An 18,310-nucleotide genomic window follows, 5' to 3' on the forward strand; every position below is an offset into this window, starting at 1 on the left:
AGCCCACGCTTTTGGGAACCCTGATACAGGCAGGTCAGGGATTCCCGCTTTTTCATCGCCGTTCGCGCCACGTTAATCAAACCGTGGCCGCTTGGGCAAATGATGCAAGGGCTGGTGTTGCGCCGTTGGGTCAAATTTTCTTGTTTCCTCTTCGAGCCTTTCCAGCATTCTCCCTGGACTGGGCTCAGCGAACGCGATTTCTCGCAAAGTTTCTTGCTCACCCAGACTTGCCTTTTCGAAATGCTCAAGAAAGGACCAGACTCGGCGCTGCAAAAGTGCGCGCTCGACGAGGAACTCAGGCGTACGGATCAGATCCCTGATTTTTTTCATCATCGCAATGTTCGTCTGGTGGGTCAGCGAGCCCCAAAGGGCAATTTTCGCGGCGTGTTGCGCCTGTGGAATATTGTGCATCCAATGATCGATCACCAGATCGTGCGAGGATTTTCCCAACCAGAAATCTTTACCTGTTTGCCGACGTGCAGCGATTAACCGCCGAAAAGAGGCAGGGTCAGAAATCAGCGCGCCGGTCAGATCCAGCTCTGTTCTGAGTTCAACGGTTTCGGGGATAGATCTGATCAGGCTATAGGCCAGATCCAAACGTGTCCTGGGAATTTCGGGTGTCACGCCGTCCGGGAAGCTATTTATCCGAGTACGGCTAAGATCGACTTCCAGCAACGCCGTCATTCCCTGCAATGAGGGTGCTATCGCAAGCGGAGTTTGCGATAAGTTCAATATCTCAAGTCGCGACGGACCGTTCTGCAAACCGAGCCCGAGCGGTGGCGCGGATATGTCGGTATAGGACAGATCCAATATTCGCAAATCAGACATGTGGGTGACATCAGGCGCATGGCGCAATTCAGGATTATGGTAAAGATCAAGCACCTGTAACCGAGACGCTGCGGGCGCATTACCCAGTCCGAGAGGCACAAAGAGTAAATCACAAGAACGTGCGCGCAAGACGCGCAACTCGGTCATTCCCTGCACAGAAAGAGTCGGCCAAATACTGCAGTTCGTCAGGCTCAACTCCTGCAAGCGGGTCAACCGCGTGAAATGCTCAGAATTGGCCGGCAGCAAGAGCCGGCTGTCCTGCATCATCAATACGCTCAACGCAGGAAGTTTATTGATCTCGGCAAACAGCTCTTGGCTCTTGCCCCTGAATCCGCGCACGTCGAGGGATTCAATGTGGGGAAACATCGAGAATAAATTTTCCAGACTTCTCGAGGGGCTGCCCTCCAGGCGAAGAGAGACAATGGATTCAAGTCGAATCGAAAAACCCGGTAGCGCCAGATTCCCTCGACTTCCCAAGTCAAGTTCCAACTTGAAGCCGACCAGCCGCCCCTCACGGTAGACTTTCTCCGAACTCTCTCCCTGCCACTTGTACAGCCGGCGTATCTTGGCACCTATTGCCAGTCGCCGACTACGCTCTGCATCATCCTTGCCCTTATAACCCGCCTCCCAAGCCGTAACCTCACGGTTCAGTTGAGGAAACTCAAGCTGGAGCCGCTTCAGTTCCACCTCTGCGTCGGCCGCTTCACCAAATCGCGCAATGAAATCATCGGCATGCTGATCCGTCGCGTCTGCAAAGTAGCGTTTGACCTGCGCCCGCGTGGCCGCGACAACGACCGGCGCTTGCCCACCCGAGGGTGCCGCGCCGGTGAGCCAGGGGCGATGAAAGTTGAACGGGTTGGCATCTGCCGGGGCATTGCCGTCCGCGCCGCCGCGCAAACCTGTGAGGATGCAAACCCAGGTGTTCCGCTCGTTCCGGGTGATGGCAAGGGTTTCACCGCTACGGCTGGCGCGGTAAATATTCGCGCTGTCTGTGGCGACGGGGTCCTCGGGATGAACCAGACGCCAAGTCTTGTATTCCGGGCGGGACGCATCAAGATCCTGCATCACCTGATACGCCTGTTCATTGATGGCCACATAGAGCTTGCCATCGTGTCGTATCACGCCGTCGCTGCCCGGTTCTGCACCACTGACATCCACTCCGGTACGAAAGGCTTGCAAGTTTGCGTCGGTCAGAGGATTGGTGCGTGCATTGAAGTCGCTGTGCGGGTGCCAGATGCCGCTCTCGATATCACGCAGCAACCATGGGCCGGAGGGCAGCAACTCGCTGGGAAGTCGTGCGCGATACAACCCCGTGTCCAGATCCACCCCGACAAGAACGATGCCACCGTCAGGCACCTCCACATACTGGCGATTTCTGTGCACCCTGAAACCTTCGCTGTCGGCATCCGGCAGTCCGGTCGCTGACTCCAGCCTGTAATGCTCAAGCGACCTGTATTTGAAGAGAAGGGTTTCAGCAGGCCGCGGCTGCGGGCGAACTTCGACCATCGGTGTCCGCAAGATCGTATCCCGGCCTGCATCATCGCCGAGCGAGGTGCTTCGCAGCTTCGAATCATCGACACGAACCGAAGAGGCCGTGCCATCGCGGCCGGGCGTGCCAACCGGTGAAAAATCCTTGTCCGGATTTCGATTCGAGTGGGTGTAAACCTCCGTATCCACGCGGGTGCTGCCACCGCGAGGTGGTTTTACTGGCATATTTCCATCCTTGAAAAGTCGCCCCTTGCATTCGTGCAAGAGACGATGGGTATTGGCATCCTGCCGCTTGAAGGGGCGAACGATAGCGTGCGCGAGCCTCGAATGGAGGTCGGAAAGATGGATAGTATCCGTGGGAAACAACGCCAAAGAGCGTCGGAGCGGACGGCGGTTAGGGGAACACCCTGCCTAGCGCTCTTGTAGGCGGATTTCCAGCCGCCAGCGATCATCGACTTCGCTGCCGGCCCAGTCACCCTGCAGCGGTCGTGCCGCCAGCACCGTCAGCAATAATCCGCCATCGCTTTTGCGCGCGCGCCAGTTCACGTCCTTGCCGTTGAGCCTGAGCTGGCCTTTTTGCGCCCGGCCCTCAGCCTGAAACAGCAATGCGATGGTGCCGTCGATGATTTCACCATGCAGTTTCGGTTCGTTGTTGAACCACACCACCAGGCCGCCATCGGTGACCTCAACCTGCTCCAGCACGCTCGGATCCGGCGTGGTCAGACGGCCGATCATCAAACCGACCATCAAACCGAAAATCGCCAGGGAACCGATCACTCGCGGGAATAGTTTCGAACGCCAGTCCGCTTGCGGCGTAGAATGCGCGTCATCTTTACCTTCGGAGCCGTGCATGTTTCACGTCATCCTTTTTCAACCAGAAATTCCGCCGAACACCGGCAACGTTATCAGGCTGTGCGCCAACAGTGGCTGCCACCTGCATTTGATCGAACCGCTGGGTTTCGAGATGGACGACAAGCGTTTGCGCCGCGCCGGTCTCGACTACCACGAATATGCCACGTTGCAACGTCATGCTTACCTGGCCAGTTGCCTGGAAAGCCTGGGCAATCCGCGGCTGTTCGCCTTCACGACCAAAGGCTCGCGGCCGTTTCATGATGCTGCGTTCGTGCCTGGTGATGCGTTTTTGTTTGGCCCGGAAAGCCGTGGCTTGCCAGCGGACGTTCTCGACGCCTTGCCTGCCGAACAGCGCCTGCGCTTGCCAATGCGCGAAGGCTGCCGCAGCCTGAACCTGTCTAACACCGTGGCCGTCGCCGTGTACGAAGCGTGGCGCCAGAACGACTTCAAATAACCACCACTGATCGTTCCCACGCTCTGCACGGGAATTCAGCCCGTGACGCTCCGCGTCACTGGACGCGGAGCGTCCCTTGAGGCATTCCCACGCGGGAGCGTGGGAACGATCAGCAAATGTGGGAGCGGGCTTGCTCGCGAATGCAGAGTGTCAGATGGCATCAATGTCGCCTGACACACCGTATTCGCGAGCAAGCCCGCTCCCACATTGGACTTGCGTCAACACATCGACCGATTATTGAACGGTCGGGGTCTCGCCGCTTTCCTGCATGCGCTGCAGCTCTTGCGCGTACAGGGCGTCGAAGTTCACCGGGGCCAGCATCAGCGCCGGGAACGAACCGCGGGTCACCAGGCTGTCCAGGGTTTCACGCGCATACGGGAACAGGATGTTCGGGCAGAACGCACCCAGGGTGTGGCTCATCGAAGCCGCGTCCAGGTTCTTGATCAGGAAGATACCGGCCTGCTGCACTTCTGCGATGAAGGCGACTTCTTCACCGTTTTTCACGGTCACCGACAGGGTCAGCACGACTTCGTAGAAATCGCCTTCCAGCGCTTTCTGACGAGTGTTCAGATCCAGGCCGACCGCCGGGTCCCACTGCTGGCGGAAGATCGCCGGGCTTTTCGGGGCTTCGAAGGACAGGTCGCGTACGTAGATGCGCTGCAAGGAGAATTGCGGTGCGGTTTCTTCTTCGCTGGCTGCAGTGTTCTGTTGGTCAGTCATCTCAGATCCTTATCGATCTTGGGTCTTTTAGGGAGTGCTGTACGTGGGTGCAGCCGTTCAGGCCTTGAGCAGCGCGTCGAGTTTGCCGGCGCGCTCCAGGGCGTATAAATCATCACAACCGCCGATGTGCTGGCTGCCGATCCAGATCTGCGGCACGGACGTGCGCCCGGCCTTTTTGGTCATTTCGGCGCGCAGCTGCGGCTTGCCATCGACCTTGATCTCTTCGAAGGCCACGCCTTTGCTGACGAGCAGAGACTTGGCTCGGGAGCAGTAAGGGCAGTAATCGCTGGAGTAGACGACGACATCTTTCATATCACTTCACCAATGGCAGGTTGTCGCCTTTCCAGCTGGAAATCCCGCCGGACAGCTTGGCGGCGGTGAAACCGGACTTCATCAACTCGCGGGCGTGGGTACCGGCGGTCTGACCGAGGGCATCAACCAGAATGATGGTCTTGGCTTTGTGCTTTTCCAGCTCGGCAACGCGGGCAGTCAGTTTGTCGTGGGGAATGTTCAGCGCGCCAACGATGTGGCCAGCGGCGTAATCCTTGACGGGACGGATGTCCACCACCACGCCCGCATCTTTATTGACCAGCGCGGTCAGCTCGCCGGTGCTCAGGCTTTTACCGCCGCCCTGCATCGTGTGCGCCAGCAACAGAGCCAGCAGTACGACGAAGATACCGACAAGAATGTAGTGGTTAGTGGCAAATTCAATCAGGTGAGCAACCATCGAAGGAGGTTCCAGGGCGTTAAAATGTCGGCCAGTATACACAGCCACTATGGTCGGCCAAACCCCGTCCGGCGGTGACGCGGTCGGAACTTCGCTTTAAACTCCAACTCCGTTTTGCATCGCCCTCTTCTTTATTAGCCACGAGTGGATTCCATGACGACTACGCCTAAACCTTTGGTCCTGATGATTCTCGACGGCTTCGGTCACAGCGACAGCCCCGAATCCAATGCCGTGTTTGCGGCGAAGAAGCCTGTCCTCGATCGCCTGTGGGCCACTGTTCCAAACGGCTTGATCTCGGGCAGCGGCATGGACGTCGGCTTGCCGGACGGCCAGATGGGCAACTCCGAAGTCGGCCACATGAACCTCGGTGCCGGGCGCGTGGTGTATCAGGATTTCACCCGTGTGACCAAAGCGATCCGCGACGGCGAGTTCTTTGAGAACCCGACCATCTGCGCCGCTGTGGACAAAGCCGTGGCCGCCGGCAAAGCCGTGCACTTCATGGGCCTGCTCTCCGATGGCGGCGTGCACAGCCACCAGGATCACCTGATCGCCATGGCCGAACTGGCCTTCAAGCGCGGCGCCGAAAAAATCTACCTGCACGCCTTCCTCGATGGCCGCGACACGCCGCCGAAAAGCGCCGCGTCGTCGATCGAACTGCTCGACGCAACGTTCCAGGCCTTGGGCAAAGGCCGGATCGCCAGCATCATCGGCCGTTACTTCGCCATGGACCGTGACAACCGCTGGGACCGCGTGGCCCAGGCGTACAACCTGATCGTCGATGGCAACGGCGAATTCAACGCCGCCACCGCGCAGGAAGGCCTTGAAGCCGCCTATGCCCGTGGCGAGAGCGACGAATTCGTCAAAGCCACCTCCATCGGCGAGCCGGTGAAAGTCGAAGACGGCGACGCCGTGGTGTTCATGAACTTCCGTGCCGACCGCGCCCGCGAGCTGACCCGCGTATTTGTCGAAGACGACTTTAAAGAGTTCGAACGCGCGCGCCAGCCGAAACTGGCCGGCTTCGTCATGCTGACCCAATACGCCGCCAGCATCCCCGCGCCATCGGCGTTCGCCGCTGGCAGTCTGGAAAACGTCCTCGGCGACTATCTGGCGAAAAACGGCAAAACTCAGCTGCGCATCGCTGAAACCGAGAAATACGCCCACGTGACGTTCTTCTTCTCGGGCGGGCGCGAAGAGCCGTTCCCCGGCGAAGAGCGCATCCTGATCCCGTCGCCAAAAGTCGCCACCTACGACCTGCAACCGGAAATGAGCGCCCCGGAAGTCACCGACCGCATCGTCGACGCCATCGAAAACCAGCGCTACGACGTGATCGTGGTCAACTACGCCAACGGCGACATGGTCGGCCACAGCGGTGTGTTCGACGCGGCGGTAAAAGCCGTTGAATGCCTGGATACCTGCGTCGGTCGTATTGTTGAAGCGCTGGAAAAAGTCGGCGGCGAAGCATTGATCACCGCTGACCACGGCAACGTCGAGCAAATGGCCGACGAATCCACCGGCCAGGCGCACACCGCACACACCACCGAGCCGGTGCCGTTCATCTATGTCGGCAAGCGCGACCTGAAAGTGCGCGAAGGCGGCGTGCTGGCGGACGTGGCACCGACCATGCTGATGCTGCTGGGGCTGGAAAAGCCGGCGGAGATGACCGGTACCTCGATCCTGGTCTGACCGAATAGCCCAAACACCGCAAAACCCTTGTAGGAGTGAGCCTGCTCGCGATAGCCATCTGACAGTCAACTACCCTGTTGAATGTGAGAAAGCCATCGCGAGCAGGCTCACTCCTACATGGGTGTGCGTTGTTTTTCTGTCCAGTTATCACACAGCTCCAATTGGGCGTTTTTTTTGCAGCCTCGGGCGGGCATACTAGGCCGTCCCTTACCCTGGTGCCGCCCGCCCCTATGCTTCGCGTCCTGATCGCCCTTGCTCTGACCTGCCTGCTCCAACCGGCCTTCGCTGACGAGCGCGCGCAAACCCAACAGCAACTGGACGCCACGCGTCAGGACATTGCCGAGTTGAAAAAACTCCTGGGCAAGCTCCAGGAAGAAAAGTCCGGCGTGCAGAAAGAGCTCAAGGGCACTGAAACCGAGATGGGCAAGCTGCAAAAGCAGGTCGACGCGCTGCAGAAAGAACTGCAGAAAAGCGAATCCGAGCTGCAGCGGCTCGATGCAGAGAAAAAAAAACTCCAGAGCGCGCGCACTGAACAGCAGCGACTGATCGCCATTCAGGCCAGGGCGGCCTATCAGAACGGTCGCCAGGAATACCTCAAACTGCTGCTCAACCAGCAGAATCCCGAGAAGTTCGCCCGCACCCTGACCTATTACGATTACCTGAGCCAGGCGCGCCTGGAGCAGTTGAAGAGTTTCAACGAAACCCTGCGCCAGTTGGCCAATGTCGAAAAAGACATCGGTTTGCAGCAGGCGCAACTGCTGGTGCAGAAAAGCGACCTCGACACCCAGCGCGAAGCACTCGAGAAAGTCCGCAAGGAGCGTCAGCAGGTCCTCGCCAAACTCAACGATGACGTGAAAGCCCGCGATCAGAAACTTGCCGCCCGCGAGCAGGATCAGGCAGACCTGTCTAAAGTCCTTAAAACTATTGAAGAAACCCTGGCCCGCCAGGCTCGTGAGGCAGAAGAAGCGCGGCAAAAAGCGCTGATCGCCCAGCAGGAAGCGGAAAAAAAGCGCTTGCGTGAGGCGCAGGCTGACGCCAGCGACGCCCCACGCAAACCCGTCAGATCAAGCCCCGGCGCACTGGTATCGAGCAGCGGCGAAACGTTTGGCGGGCCTTTTGCTGCAACCCGGGGAAAACTTCCGTGGCCGGTTGATGGTCGATTACTCGCACGCTTCGGTGAAAGCCGTGGCGACGATGCCCGGACCAAGTGGGATGGCGTGATGATCAGCGCTTCCGCCGGCAGTCAGGTGCACGCCGTACACGGCGGGCGCGTAGTGTTTGCCGACTGGCTGCGCGGTGCCGGGCTGCTGGTGATCCTTGATCACGGCAACGGTTTTCTGAGTCTTTACGGCCACAACCAGACGCTGCTCAAGTCAGCGGGGGATGTGGTCAAAGCGGGCGAGTCGATTTCCACTGTCGGTAACAGTGGCGGTCAGGACACGCCCGCGCTGTATTTCGCAATTCGTCAGCAGGGTCACCCGAGTGATCCGGCGCAATGGTGTCGTGCGCAAGGATAAGCACGTAACCTAATTCAGGAGTTCGTTCGACATGCTGCATTTGTCCCGCCTTACCTCGCTGGCCCTGACGATCGCCCTGGTGATCGGCGCGCCTCTGGCGTTCGCCGCGCAACCGGCCCCGACCGTCGCTCCGGCAGGCACTGCCGCGACCGCCAAGGCACCGTTGCCGCTGGAAGAGTTGCGCACTTTCGCCGAGGTCATGGACCGGATCAAAGCCGCGTACGTCGAACCGGTGGACGACAAGACCCTGCTGGAAAACGCGATCAAGGGCATGCTCAGCAACCTCGATCCGCACTCGGCCTACCTCGGCCCGGAAGACTTCACCGAGCTGCAGGAAAGCACCAGCGGTGAGTTCGGCGGCCTGGGCATCGAAGTCGGCGCCGAAGACGGCTTCATCAAGGTCGTCTCGCCGATCGATGACACGCCCGCGTCGAAGGCTGGTATTCAGGCTGGCGACTTCATCGTCAAGATCAACGGCCAGCCGACCCGCGGCCAGACCATGACCGAAGCCGTCGACAAGATGCGCGGCAAGATCGGCCAGAAAATCACCTTGACCCTGGTTCGCGACGGCGGAACGCCGTTCGACGTGACCCTGGCGCGCGCAGTGATTCAGGTGAAGAGCGTCAAGGCGCAACTGCTGGAATCGGGCTACGGCTATATCCGCATCACCCAGTTCCAGGTCAAGACCGGTGAAGAAGTCTCCAAAGCCCTGGCCAAGCTGCGCAAGGACAACGGCAAGAAGCTCAACGGCATCATCCTCGACCTGCGCAACAACCCCGGCGGCGTGCTGCAATCGGCGGTGGAAGTGGTAGACCACTTCATCACCAAGGGCCTGATCGTCTATACCAAAGGCCGAATCGCCAACTCCGAGTTGCGTTTCTCGGCTACCGGCAAGGACGAAAGCGAAGCGGTGCCAATGGTCGTGCTGATCAACGGTGGCAGCGCCTCGGCCTCGGAAATCGTCGCCGGCGCCCTGCAGGATCAGAAACGCGCCGTGGTCATGGGCACCACCAGTTTCGGCAAGGGCTCGGTGCAAACCGTATTGCCGCTGAACAACGACCGCGCGCTGAAGATCACCACCGCGCTGTACTTCACACCGAACGGCCGCTCGATTCAGGCCCAAGGCATCGTCCCGGACATCGAAGTGCGTCGCGCGAAGATCACCAACGAAGCCGACAGCGAATACTTCAAGGAAGCCGATCTGCAAGGTCACTTGGGCAACGGCAACGGCGGCGCCGACAAACCTTCCGGCTCCGCAGGCAAGGCCAAAGCCATGCCGCAGGATGACGATTACCAGTTGGCCCAGGCCCTGAGCCTGCTCAAAGGGCTGAGCATTACCTCCGGCCGCTGAGGATGTTGCTGCGCTTTCTCGGCGTCCTGTTGTGCTGTCTGGCGGGTGCTGCGCATGCAGAGCCCACCAGTCCAGCGCCGCACAAGGCCTATCTGACATTGATCATCGACGATCTGGGGCAGAATCTGCCCCGGGATCGCCGTGTACTTGCCCTGCCCGGCCCGGTGACGGCGGCGATCATGCCCGACACCCCTCACGCCACCGAGTTTGCCCGCGAAGCCCATCGCGCCGGCAAGATCGTCATCCTGCACATGCCCATGGACCCGGCCACCGGCCCCTATGCCTGGCATCCTGAACTGCCCATCGAAGAACTGCAGAAACGCCTGAACGCCGCGTTTGAAAAAGTACCGTTCACCGCCGGTATAAACAACCACATGGGCAGCCGCATGACCGCACAGCCAGCGGCAATGGCGTGGCTGATGGGTGAGTTGCAGCGACGACACAAGTTCTTCGTCGACAGCCGCACCAGCGCGCAGACCGTCGCCGCTCAGCAAGCGCAAAAAATCGATCTGGCCAGCGTTTCTCGGGATGTTTTTCTGGATGACGAGCGTACCGAAGCGGCGATTACCAATCAGCTTCAGACCGCGATCGCATTGGCGCACAAGCAGGGTTCAGCAGTCATGATCGGCCATCCGTATCCGCAGACCCTGGCAGTGCTGGAACGCGAACTGCCGAAGCTGAAGGCGCAGGGCATCGACTGGATCGATGTCAGGCAAATGATCAGCGTGCGCAGCAATCGCGCCATGGCGGGTCATGGCAAGGGCGGCGTGTATCGGTAATACGCTGTCACGCGTGAACATACATAGTTACCGCCATGGGCCTTGCCCGCATCCGGATAGTGAGACCTGCAAAAGGTCGCGACTCCCCCGAGTCGCATTCAACTATCGAGGATTGACCATGAGCACGCATAACAAGACGGCCGTCTCGGCCGAGCAAATGAAAACCATCCGTTACGACAACCTGCTGATCAATTTCACAACGGAACTTCTGCGCATCTGGGACACCACCGGTTCGCGAGCAAAACCAGCAGCCTTTTGGCGTCCAACGCCCCCAGCAGATGTACTTCCCGGCTTCTTTTCGTTGGGCGACGTTGTGATCGATGAGCACAAAAACATTAGCGGCAGACACGTGGTAGCCGTGGTTTGCGAGGACGAAGCAGCCCGTACAGATCCGGCCAAAGGCAAAGCACTGGCTCGGCCTGACGATTACGAGCTTATCTGGAAGGATTCAGGCTCCGGATCGAAGAAAGACGGGGCCATCTGGCGCCCTGTTCCTCCCGAGGGTTACGTGGCGCTGGGATCGGTATGCTCCGACGGCCACGACAAACCTTCATTCAACGCGGTACGTTGTGTGCGCGCCGATCTGGTTATCGCTTCAGCCTCCGGCGAACCGCTGTGGTCGGACAAGGGTAGCGGAGCTCGACAAAGCATTTGCGCCTGGGGCGCCATACCTCCAGTGCCCTCTGCGGATGAAATCCACTTGGCGCCAGGTACGTTTCTTGGCTTCAACGGTTACTCCAGGCCGGCTCATTTTCTCGCCTACTCATTGCGCTTCAGGATGCCGGTCGAGAACCGCCTTTTACCTCCCGCCCCGGTACTCAGGGACGTAACGCCACCTTCTGTGCAGAAACCAGAGCAACCGACCGGTTGCGTCCGCCTGCCGTGGTTCACGGTAAAAGATCCGCAGCTCTCGCCACCCGAACAACTGCGCAACTCGCCTTTCTACGACTTGCAGCGCACGGATCATTATCAGCTTATCGGCCATAGTCATAACCGCACAAACGCCACCACCACGTCCCGCTGGACCGTTTCCCGCAGTCAGCGCTCAGGCAGCTTGCTAGCGTTCAGCGAGCTCACCTCGATCGAGTTTGATGCGCAATGGCAAAACCAGGCTGCACAGCCATTCCAGTTCAAAGCGCGATTAAATGGTGAATTCACCCACAGCGACATCCACTCGAACCAATGGCACGACACCGGGCGCCTCGAGGTCGCCGCCATCGTCCCCAGAAACAGCGCACTAGCAGTCTATGTGTTGCAAAGTGACTACACGCTGCTGCGCGCGGACGGAAGTCGCGTTACCAGCGACATCAGTCACACCGACTGCAGCAGCCTGCATTTCAGTGAATACACGCCACCGGAACCGACGGTGACAGGCTCCGCCGCCGAGCCAGCGCTCGCACAAGCGCCAGCCGCTACAGATAGCGCCCCATGATTTCATCGACCACGCCTTCTTTGCGCAGTTGATCCAGCGCGGTCTGAAGCTTGTTCACGACTTCGTCGGAAACCTCCTTGTTCAGCGCCAGATACAACTCGGCGCTGTTAAAGCGCAGCACGGTCTTCAGACCGGTCACGCCATCCTGCCGTGCCAGATAACGCCCGGCAGGATCGCCGGTGGCCCACAGATCAATCTGACCGTTGACCAGTTTCTTCGCGTTGTCCTGATCGCGCAGCACCACCACAGGCTTGAGGCCCTGCTTGGTCAGGGTCTCGGCAATCGCATCGCCCTTGTAGGCGCCGATCTTGTATTGGCGGGCGTCATTGAGGGTTTGGAGGGTGATCTTGCTGTCGGCCCTGGCTAACAGGATCCAGTCGTCGGGGCCGATCGGCCCAACCCATTTGAAGCGGTTTTCCCGATCGGGCAAGCGCGCCATCACAAAGGCGCCGTACCCTGGATTTTCCAGCGCGAGTTTGTAGACTCGCTCCCAAGGGAAACGCAGGGTCAGGCTGTACGTGAGGCCGGCGCGCTGGAACATTTCGCGGACGATGTCGGTGGCGATGCCGTTGATGTTCTCGCCCTGGGCGAAATTCTTGCCGTTCTTCGCCATGTTGTACGGCGGGAAGTTTTCGGTGAGCAGCACCAGATCGGTGGCGGGACCGGTTTCGGCCCGGGCGGTGCTGAACAACAACACCGAGGCACTGGCAAGCACAAGAAGCAGGTGTTTGATCATGTCGGGCTACCGGAATCCATGGCGTGCCCAAGAGTGCCTTGGGTACGCCATGCTGTCCACTGGCCTGTATGTTTAGCGCATGACGATGCCGCGCTTGGCCATGTACGCCTTGGCTTCCTGCACGGTGTATTCGCCGAAGTGGAAAATACTCGCCGCCAGCACCGCGCTGGCATGGCCTTCGAGAATGCCGTCAGCCAGGTGCTGAAGGTTGCCGACACCACCGGAAGCGATCACCGGTATGCCCAGCGCATCGCTGATGGCGCGGGTCACGCCGAGGTCGAAGCCATTCTTCATGCCGTCCTGATCCATGCTGGTCAGCAGAATCTCTCCGGCCCCCAGGCCTTCCATTTTCTTTGCCCACTCGACCGCGTCGAGGCCGGTTGGCTTGCGTCCGCCATGGGTGAAGATCTCCCAGCGCGGGGTTTCGCCGGGGCCGGAGACTTTCTTGGCGTCGATGGCAACGACGATGCACTGCGAGCCGAAATGCTGCGCCGCTTCGCCAACGAATTCCGGGTTGAACACGGCGGCGGTGTTGATCGACACCTTGTCCGCGCCGGCATTGAGCAGGTTGCGGATGTCCTGCACGGTACGCACGCCACCGCCGACGGTCAGCGGAATGAACACCTGGCTGGCCATGCGCTCGACGGTATGCAGCGTGGTGTCACGCCCATCGACGCTGGCGGTGATGTCGAGAAAGGTAATCTCGTCAGCGCCCTGCTCGTCATAACGACGGGCGATTTCCACCGGGTCACCGGCATCGCGGATGTTTTCGAACTTCACACCTTTGACGACCCGGCCGTTGTCCACGTCCAGGCAAGGGATGATGCGTTTGGCCAGCGCCATGGTCAGTCCTCAGCCTTGGTACGAATCGCAGAAAGCTTGCGCTTCGGCGACATCGAGAGTGCCTTCATAAATCGCCCGGCCGGTGATTGCACCGATGATGCCCGGTGCCTTGGCGTCGAGCAGCGACTTGATGTCACCGAGGTTATGGATGCCGCCGGAAGCGATCACCGGGATCTTCGTCGCAGCGGCCAGCGCGGCGGTGAACGGTACGTTACAGCCCTGCATCATGCCGTCTTTGGCGATGTCGGTATAAACGATCGATGACACGCCGTCGGCTTCAAATTGCCTGGCCAGGTCGATGACCTGCACGGTGCTGATTTCAGCCCAGCCGTCGGTGGCGACGAACCCGTCTTTGGCATCCAGACCGACAATGATTTTGCCCGGGAAGGCGCGGCAGGCTTCAGCGACAAACGCCGGATCCTTCACCGCTTTGGTGCCGATGATCACGTAGCTCACGCCGGCCTTGACGTAGTGCTCGATGGTTTCCAGCGAGCGGATACCGCCACCGATCTGAATCGGCAGGCTCGGGTAGCGCTTGGCGATTGCGGTGACCACTTCGCCATTGACTGGCTGACCTTCGAACGCGCCGTTCAGATCGACCAAATGCAGACGACGGCAACCGCCCTCCACCCACTTGGCAGCCATGCTCACCGGATCATCGGAGAACACCGTGGAATCTTCCATACGGCCTTGGCGCAGACGGACACAGGCGCCGTCCTTGAGATCGATAGCGGGAATAATCAGCATCTGGCAAACCTTAAAATTGGAATGTTCAGCTTGGCTCGGGAATCAATTTTTCTCGAGCGCCCACAGGTCACTTTCGATGCTTTCAAACCGCTCCTTGAGGTGGGTCTGCACATCGAAAATCGCCCTGTTGTAATAGTGCGGAGCAATCTCGCGGGTAAACAGCTCAAGAATTTCCGCCGCCTCGAATGAACCCAGGTCCAGTTCGAAACGGTCTTCCATGAACCGCTGAATCTTGCGATTGGCCTCGCTCTCCTGCTCGGCAGTGAGCGTCAGGATCGGCGGCTTGGACTTCTTGGCAGCCATTTACCAGCGACCGTCCCACGCGGCGAAGTTCTGCAGCAGTTGCAGGCCGTGGGTATGGCTTTTCTCCGGGTGGAACTGCACGGCGAAACGCGAACCATCGGCCAATGCTGCGGCGAAATCGACCCCGTAATGACCGCTGCCCACCACCTGCCGCGCGTTGGCGGCGGCGATGTAGTAGCTGTGCACGAAGTAGAAACGCGCCAGATCCGGAATGTCGTGCCAGAGCGGGTGACTGATGTTCTGCTTGACCTCGTTCCAGCCCATGTGCGGAACCTTGAGGTGCTCGCCGTCTTCATGCAGATCCTTGCCGAAGAACTTCACCGCGCCGGGGAACAGGCCGATGCAGTCGACGCCGTCGTTCTCTTCGCTGCTGTCGAGCAAAGCCTGCATGCCGACGCAGATGCCGAGAAACGGACGATCCTGGCTGACCTCACGCACCAGCGAGTCAAAGCCGAGGCGACGGATCTCCGCCATGCAATCGCGAATCGCGCCAACACCGGGGAAGACCACGCGGTCGGCTTCGCGTATCACGTTCGCATCGCTGGTGATCAGCACCTTGCCAGCGCCAACGTGCTCCAGGGCCTTGGCCACCGAGTGCAGGTTGCCCATGCCGTAGTCGATAACTGCAACCGTCTGCATTACAGAACGCCTTTGGTCGACGGCATTTGCCCGGCCATGCGCTCATCCAGCTCGACGGCCATGCGCAGCGCGCGGCCGAAAGCCTTGAACACGGTTTCGATCTGGTGGTGAGTGTTGGTGCCGCGCAGGTTGTCGATGTGCAGGCTGACCAACGCATGGTTGACGAAGCCCTGGAAGAATTCCTGGAACAGGTCAACATCGAAGCCGCCGACAGTGGCGCGGGTGTACGGCACGTGCATCTGCAAGCCCGGACGACCAGAGAAGTCGATGACCACACGCGACAGCGCTTCATCGAGAGGCACGTAGGCGTGACCGTAACGACGGATGCCTTTCTTGTCGCCGATGGCTTTGGCGAAGGCCTGGCCGAGGGTGATACCGACGTCTTCCACCGTATGGTGGTCGTCGATATGCAGATCGCCCTTGCATTCGATATCTAGGTCGATCAACCCGTGACGGGCAATCTGATCCAGCATGTGCTCAAGAAAAGGGACACCGATATCGAATCGGGCCTTTCCGGTGCCATCAAGGTTGATCGAGGCTTTGATCTGGGTTTCCAGAGTGTCGCGCTCGACAGACGCCTTACGTTCGGCCATCACCAGCTCCGCAAAATCATTGGGCGAAAAAGGCAGCCATTATAGGCACGCAGGAGGCAAACAGAAACACGAGAGGTGAGATGCCTGACGGATAGAACGCCCGGCTGTCGCGGGTAGACATGTCCATACAAGCCATTACAGGCACCCAGAAACAACTGTAGGAGTGAGCCTGCTCGCGATGAGGGCCTGACTGTCACCATTTCTGTGACTGTCAGACCGCTATCGCGAGCAGGCTCACTCCTACAGGGGTACTACATTTTACTTAGTGAAACAGTACCGCCGTCTTCTGCAGGGTCACCCATACACCCCACGCCAGCGGAATACCGACCACCAGCCACGCAGCAATAGCCAGCGGCTTGCTGCCCGGCGCGGCTTTCCACTCCAGCACGGTGCTGGCATCAGCGCCCTTGTCATGGCCCAGCGCTTGTTCGGCCGCCAGTTCGGCGTCGGTCATGAAGTATTTGTCGGCCACCGGGCGCACCATCAGGTTGCACAGGAAGCCCAGCACCAGCAGGCCGGCGAGGATATACAAGGTGATGTCATAGGCAGCTGCGCGTTCCACGCCGATGCTCAATTGATATTCACGCAGGTAGTTCACCAGCACCGGACCGAGCACACCCGCAGCGGCCCAGGCAGTCAGCAGACGACCGTGGATCGCACCGACCATCTGCGTACCGAACAGGTCGGCCAGGTAAGCCGGAACCGTGGCAAAACCACCGCCGTACATCGACAGGATGATGCAGAACGCCGCCACAAACAGCGCAACGTTGCCCAGATGGCCCATGTTCGGAATCAGCGCGTACAGGGCGAAACCCAGCGCAAAGAACACAAAGTAGGTGTTTTTGCGGCCCAGGTAGTCCGAGAACGAAGCCCAGAAGAAGCGGCCACCGATATTGAACAGGCTCAGCAGACCCGTAAAGCCGGCTGCGATCGCGGCAATCGAGGCCAACTGGCCTGCATCGAGTTGCCCGAACGGCACGTCAACGCCCAGCAGTTTGCCGCCGAACACTTCTTGCAACAGTGGCGAGGCCATGCCGAGGATGCCGATACCCGCCGAAACGTTCAGGCACAGCACCAGCCACACCAGACGGAATTGCGGGGTTTTCCACGCTACGTTCACATGGACGTGACGGTTGGTGATCATCGCGTTCGAGGCTTTCTTCGCCGGCGCGGTCCAGCCTTCAGGCTTCCAGCCCGTTGGCGGCACGCGGTACGACAGAGCGCCACCGATCATGAACACGAAGTAGATCGCCGCCATGGCCACGAAGCTCTGCCATACGCCCACGCCTTCTGGCGAAGCGAAGTGGCTCATCAACGCGGTTGCCAACGGTGCGCCGACCATCGCGCCGCCGCCGAAGCCCATGATCGCCATGCCGGTCGCCATGCCGCGCTTGTCCGGGAACCACTTGATCAGGGTCGACACTGGCGAAATATAGCCCAGGCCCAGGCCGATACCGCCGATCACGCCGGAGCCGATCCACATCAGCCAGATCTGGTGGGTATAGATACCCAACGCAGAAATCAGCAGACCGCCGCACCAGCACAGGGCCGAGACGACGCCTGCCTTGCGCGGACCGGCGTGTTCCAGCCAGCCACCCCAGATCGCTGCCGAGCAGCCGAGGAAGATGAAGAACAGCGTATAGATCCAGCCGAGCATGGAGATCGGCCAGTCGCAGTTCGAAGAAAACACCTGTGCGATGAAGCTCATGTCCGGTGCGCAAGCCACTGGAGCGGTAACGCCCAATGCCTTGGACAGCGGCAACCAGAACACCGAGAAGCCGTAGGCCATGCCGATGCACAAGTGAATGGCCAGCGCGGCCGGTGGCACCAGCCAGCGGTTGAAACCGGGCTTGGCGATAATGCGTTCCTTGGACAGGAACCCAGGCTGGGCGGTGTCGAGACCGTCCGCCGTAATGCTCGTGCTCATTGTGTATCCCCCAATTATTAGTATGGTTCGCCAGCCACTGTTCACCCTCGGCCTTATGCACGCAGGCATGACCGTTTTTTTAGGTGAAGCTCCTTGAAGGCGCGACGTTAAGTCGCAGAAGGGCGGACGAACTGGCGAAGGTTACCATTCTCAGGTGACAGAAAAACCAAACTGATATCACCTTTTTTCAGTCATCTGATCTCTACACCTCGGGGAAACGCATGCCAATCATTGTCCAGACGCTGAAAGACGCCACTTATCAGGATCAACAGGATTTGCAGAAAATCTATCGCGACGCGCCCCAATGGCTGTTTGCACCGTTTTCCGCCGAGGCCGATCTGATCGAAACTGCGTTGGCGGATGGTTCTTTTATTGCCGGGCGTTTCAATGATCGGCTGCTCGGCGCCGGGCGCCTGCAAAGGCACCAGGACGTTTGGTATTTGTCTCATTTATGCGTACGAAAAGTTACTCGACGCCGCGGGGTCGCTGAACGCCTGGTGAACCAAGCGCAGAAAATGGCGTCGCAAGCGGGGGCTGACTTGCGCCTGCTGGCGCCTGCCGGGCATCTTGAGATTGAGGCTCTGGCCGCCAGGTTACAGGTACCGCTGACGGTACTGGCCACATGACGCCACCCCGAAGCAGGCCGTTGCAGCGCTATACTGCGCGGCTAGATGACGAATTCGACTAATTA

Annotated in this window: 19 protein-coding genes; 7 read left to right on the forward strand and 12 right to left on the reverse strand. The window is 59.5% G+C overall.

Annotated elements, in window-relative coordinates:
• Positions 1 to 72: 72 nt before the first annotated feature.
• Together HU755_RS09845 and HU755_RS09850 are read right to left on the reverse strand one after the other, a co-directional pair.
• Positions 73 to 2,541, reverse strand: a complete 2,469-nt coding sequence (locus tag HU755_RS09845) for a leucine-rich repeat domain-containing protein (protein ID WP_186631989.1) — start codon at positions 2,539 to 2,541, stop codon at positions 73 to 75.
• Between the two features lie 186 nt (positions 2,542 to 2,727).
• Positions 2,728 to 3,168: a hypothetical protein gene (locus tag HU755_RS09850; RefSeq protein WP_186552134.1), complete on the reverse strand. Its 441-nt coding sequence runs from the start codon at positions 3,166 to 3,168 to the stop codon at positions 2,728 to 2,730.
• Between HU755_RS09850 and HU755_RS09855 the strand changes: the two genes are divergently transcribed.
• The gene (locus HU755_RS09855) at positions 3,167 to 3,622 is read left to right on the forward strand and encodes a tRNA (cytidine(34)-2'-O)-methyltransferase (protein WP_186631992.1); all 456 of its coding nucleotides are present in this window, start codon (positions 3,167 to 3,169) and stop codon (positions 3,620 to 3,622) included. The genes HU755_RS09850 and HU755_RS09855 overlap by 2 nt on opposite strands.
• Before the next feature lie 234 nt (positions 3,623 to 3,856).
• On the opposite strand, the gene secB is transcribed toward HU755_RS09855, so the two are convergent.
• Genes secB through HU755_RS09870 form a run of 3 tightly spaced genes read right to left on the reverse strand, consistent with a single transcriptional unit; the run spans position 3,857 to position 5,069 of the window.
• Positions 3,857 to 4,342, reverse strand: a complete 486-nt coding sequence (gene secB, locus HU755_RS09860; RefSeq protein WP_016772114.1) for a protein-export chaperone SecB — start codon at positions 4,340 to 4,342, stop codon at positions 3,857 to 3,859.
• Between the two features lie 57 nt (positions 4,343 to 4,399).
• The gene (gene grxC / locus HU755_RS09865) at positions 4,400 to 4,654 is read right to left on the reverse strand and encodes a glutaredoxin 3 (RefSeq protein ID WP_186631995.1); all 255 of its coding nucleotides are present in this window, start codon (positions 4,652 to 4,654) and stop codon (positions 4,400 to 4,402) included.
• 1 nt (position 4,655) lies between these two features.
• Positions 4,656 to 5,069 (reverse strand): rhodanese-like domain-containing protein, encoded by a 414-nt coding sequence (locus HU755_RS09870; RefSeq protein WP_186533775.1) that lies wholly within the window; start codon positions 5,067 to 5,069, stop codon positions 4,656 to 4,658.
• 153 nt (positions 5,070 to 5,222) lie between these two features.
• On the opposite strand from HU755_RS09870, the gene gpmI reads away from it, so the two are divergent.
• From gpmI to HU755_RS09895, 5 genes are all read left to right on the forward strand, one after another.
• Entirely contained in the window at positions 5,223 to 6,752 is a 1,530-nt protein-coding gene (gene gpmI / locus HU755_RS09875; protein WP_186619445.1) for a 2,3-bisphosphoglycerate-independent phosphoglycerate mutase, read from the forward strand.
• 230 nt (positions 6,753 to 6,982) lie between these two features.
• Complete coding sequence (locus HU755_RS09880) at positions 6,983 to 8,269, forward strand: murein hydrolase activator EnvC (protein WP_186631998.1); 1,287 nt, start codon at positions 6,983 to 6,985, stop codon at positions 8,267 to 8,269.
• A 31-nt stretch (positions 8,270 to 8,300) separates the two neighbouring features.
• Positions 8,301 to 9,620, forward strand: coding sequence for a S41 family peptidase (locus tag HU755_RS09885; RefSeq protein ID WP_042608642.1), 1,320 nt, complete (start codon positions 8,301 to 8,303; stop codon positions 9,618 to 9,620).
• A gap of 2 nt (positions 9,621 to 9,622) precedes the next feature.
• Positions 9,623 to 10,399 carry a divergent polysaccharide deacetylase family protein gene (locus HU755_RS09890; protein ID WP_186548430.1) on the forward strand — a complete coding sequence of 259 codons (777 nt, stop codon included), beginning with the start codon at positions 9,623 to 9,625 and terminating at the stop codon, positions 10,397 to 10,399.
• A gap of 118 nt (positions 10,400 to 10,517) precedes the next feature.
• On the forward strand, positions 10,518 to 11,831 hold the full coding sequence (locus HU755_RS09895; RefSeq protein WP_186632001.1) for a Vps62-related protein: 1,314 nt from the start codon (positions 10,518 to 10,520) through the stop codon (positions 11,829 to 11,831).
• On the opposite strand, the gene HU755_RS09900 is transcribed toward HU755_RS09895, so the two are convergent.
• The 7 genes from HU755_RS09900 to HU755_RS09930 form a co-directional block, all read right to left on the reverse strand.
• Positions 11,812 to 12,567, reverse strand: a complete 756-nt coding sequence (locus tag HU755_RS09900) for an ABC transporter substrate-binding protein (protein WP_186632003.1) — start codon at positions 12,565 to 12,567, stop codon at positions 11,812 to 11,814. The two genes, HU755_RS09895 and HU755_RS09900, sit on opposite strands and share 20 nt — an antisense overlap.
• 72 nt (positions 12,568 to 12,639) lie before the next feature.
• Positions 12,640 to 13,410, reverse strand: a complete 771-nt coding sequence (gene hisF, locus HU755_RS09905; protein ID WP_007909211.1) for an imidazole glycerol phosphate synthase subunit HisF — start codon at positions 13,408 to 13,410, stop codon at positions 12,640 to 12,642.
• A gap of 9 nt (positions 13,411 to 13,419) precedes the next feature.
• Complete coding sequence (hisA, locus tag HU755_RS09910; RefSeq protein ID WP_186632006.1) at positions 13,420 to 14,157, reverse strand: 1-(5-phosphoribosyl)-5-[(5-phosphoribosylamino)methylideneamino]imidazole-4-carboxamide isomerase; 738 nt, start codon at positions 14,155 to 14,157, stop codon at positions 13,420 to 13,422.
• Between the two features lie 42 nt (positions 14,158 to 14,199).
• Positions 14,200 to 14,460 (reverse strand): DUF2164 domain-containing protein, encoded by a 261-nt coding sequence (locus HU755_RS09915; protein WP_137218353.1) that lies wholly within the window; start codon positions 14,458 to 14,460, stop codon positions 14,200 to 14,202.
• Positions 14,461 to 15,099, reverse strand: coding sequence for an imidazole glycerol phosphate synthase subunit HisH (gene hisH, locus HU755_RS09920; protein WP_186548441.1), 639 nt, complete (start codon positions 15,097 to 15,099; stop codon positions 14,461 to 14,463).
• Complete coding sequence (gene hisB / locus HU755_RS09925) at positions 15,099 to 15,692, reverse strand: imidazoleglycerol-phosphate dehydratase HisB (RefSeq protein ID WP_007909204.1); 594 nt, start codon at positions 15,690 to 15,692, stop codon at positions 15,099 to 15,101. The genes hisH and hisB overlap by 1 nt, the downstream gene beginning before the upstream one ends.
• Before the next feature lie 262 nt (positions 15,693 to 15,954).
• Positions 15,955 to 17,619, reverse strand: a complete 1,665-nt coding sequence (locus HU755_RS09930; RefSeq protein ID WP_186619440.1) for an OFA family MFS transporter — start codon at positions 17,617 to 17,619, stop codon at positions 15,955 to 15,957.
• A 221-nt stretch (positions 17,620 to 17,840) separates the two neighbouring features.
• Between HU755_RS09930 and HU755_RS09935 the strand changes: the two genes are divergently transcribed.
• Positions 17,841 to 18,245: an acetyl-CoA sensor PanZ family protein gene (locus HU755_RS09935; protein WP_186619439.1), complete on the forward strand. Its 405-nt coding sequence runs from the start codon at positions 17,841 to 17,843 to the stop codon at positions 18,243 to 18,245.
• The last annotated feature ends 65 nt before the right edge of the window (positions 18,246 to 18,310 follow it).

It is taken from the genome of Pseudomonas sp. SWRI111, from assembly GCF_014268555.1.
In the GTDB taxonomy this organism is placed as follows: Bacteria; Pseudomonadota; Gammaproteobacteria; order Pseudomonadales; family Pseudomonadaceae; genus Aquipseudomonas; species Aquipseudomonas hamedanensis.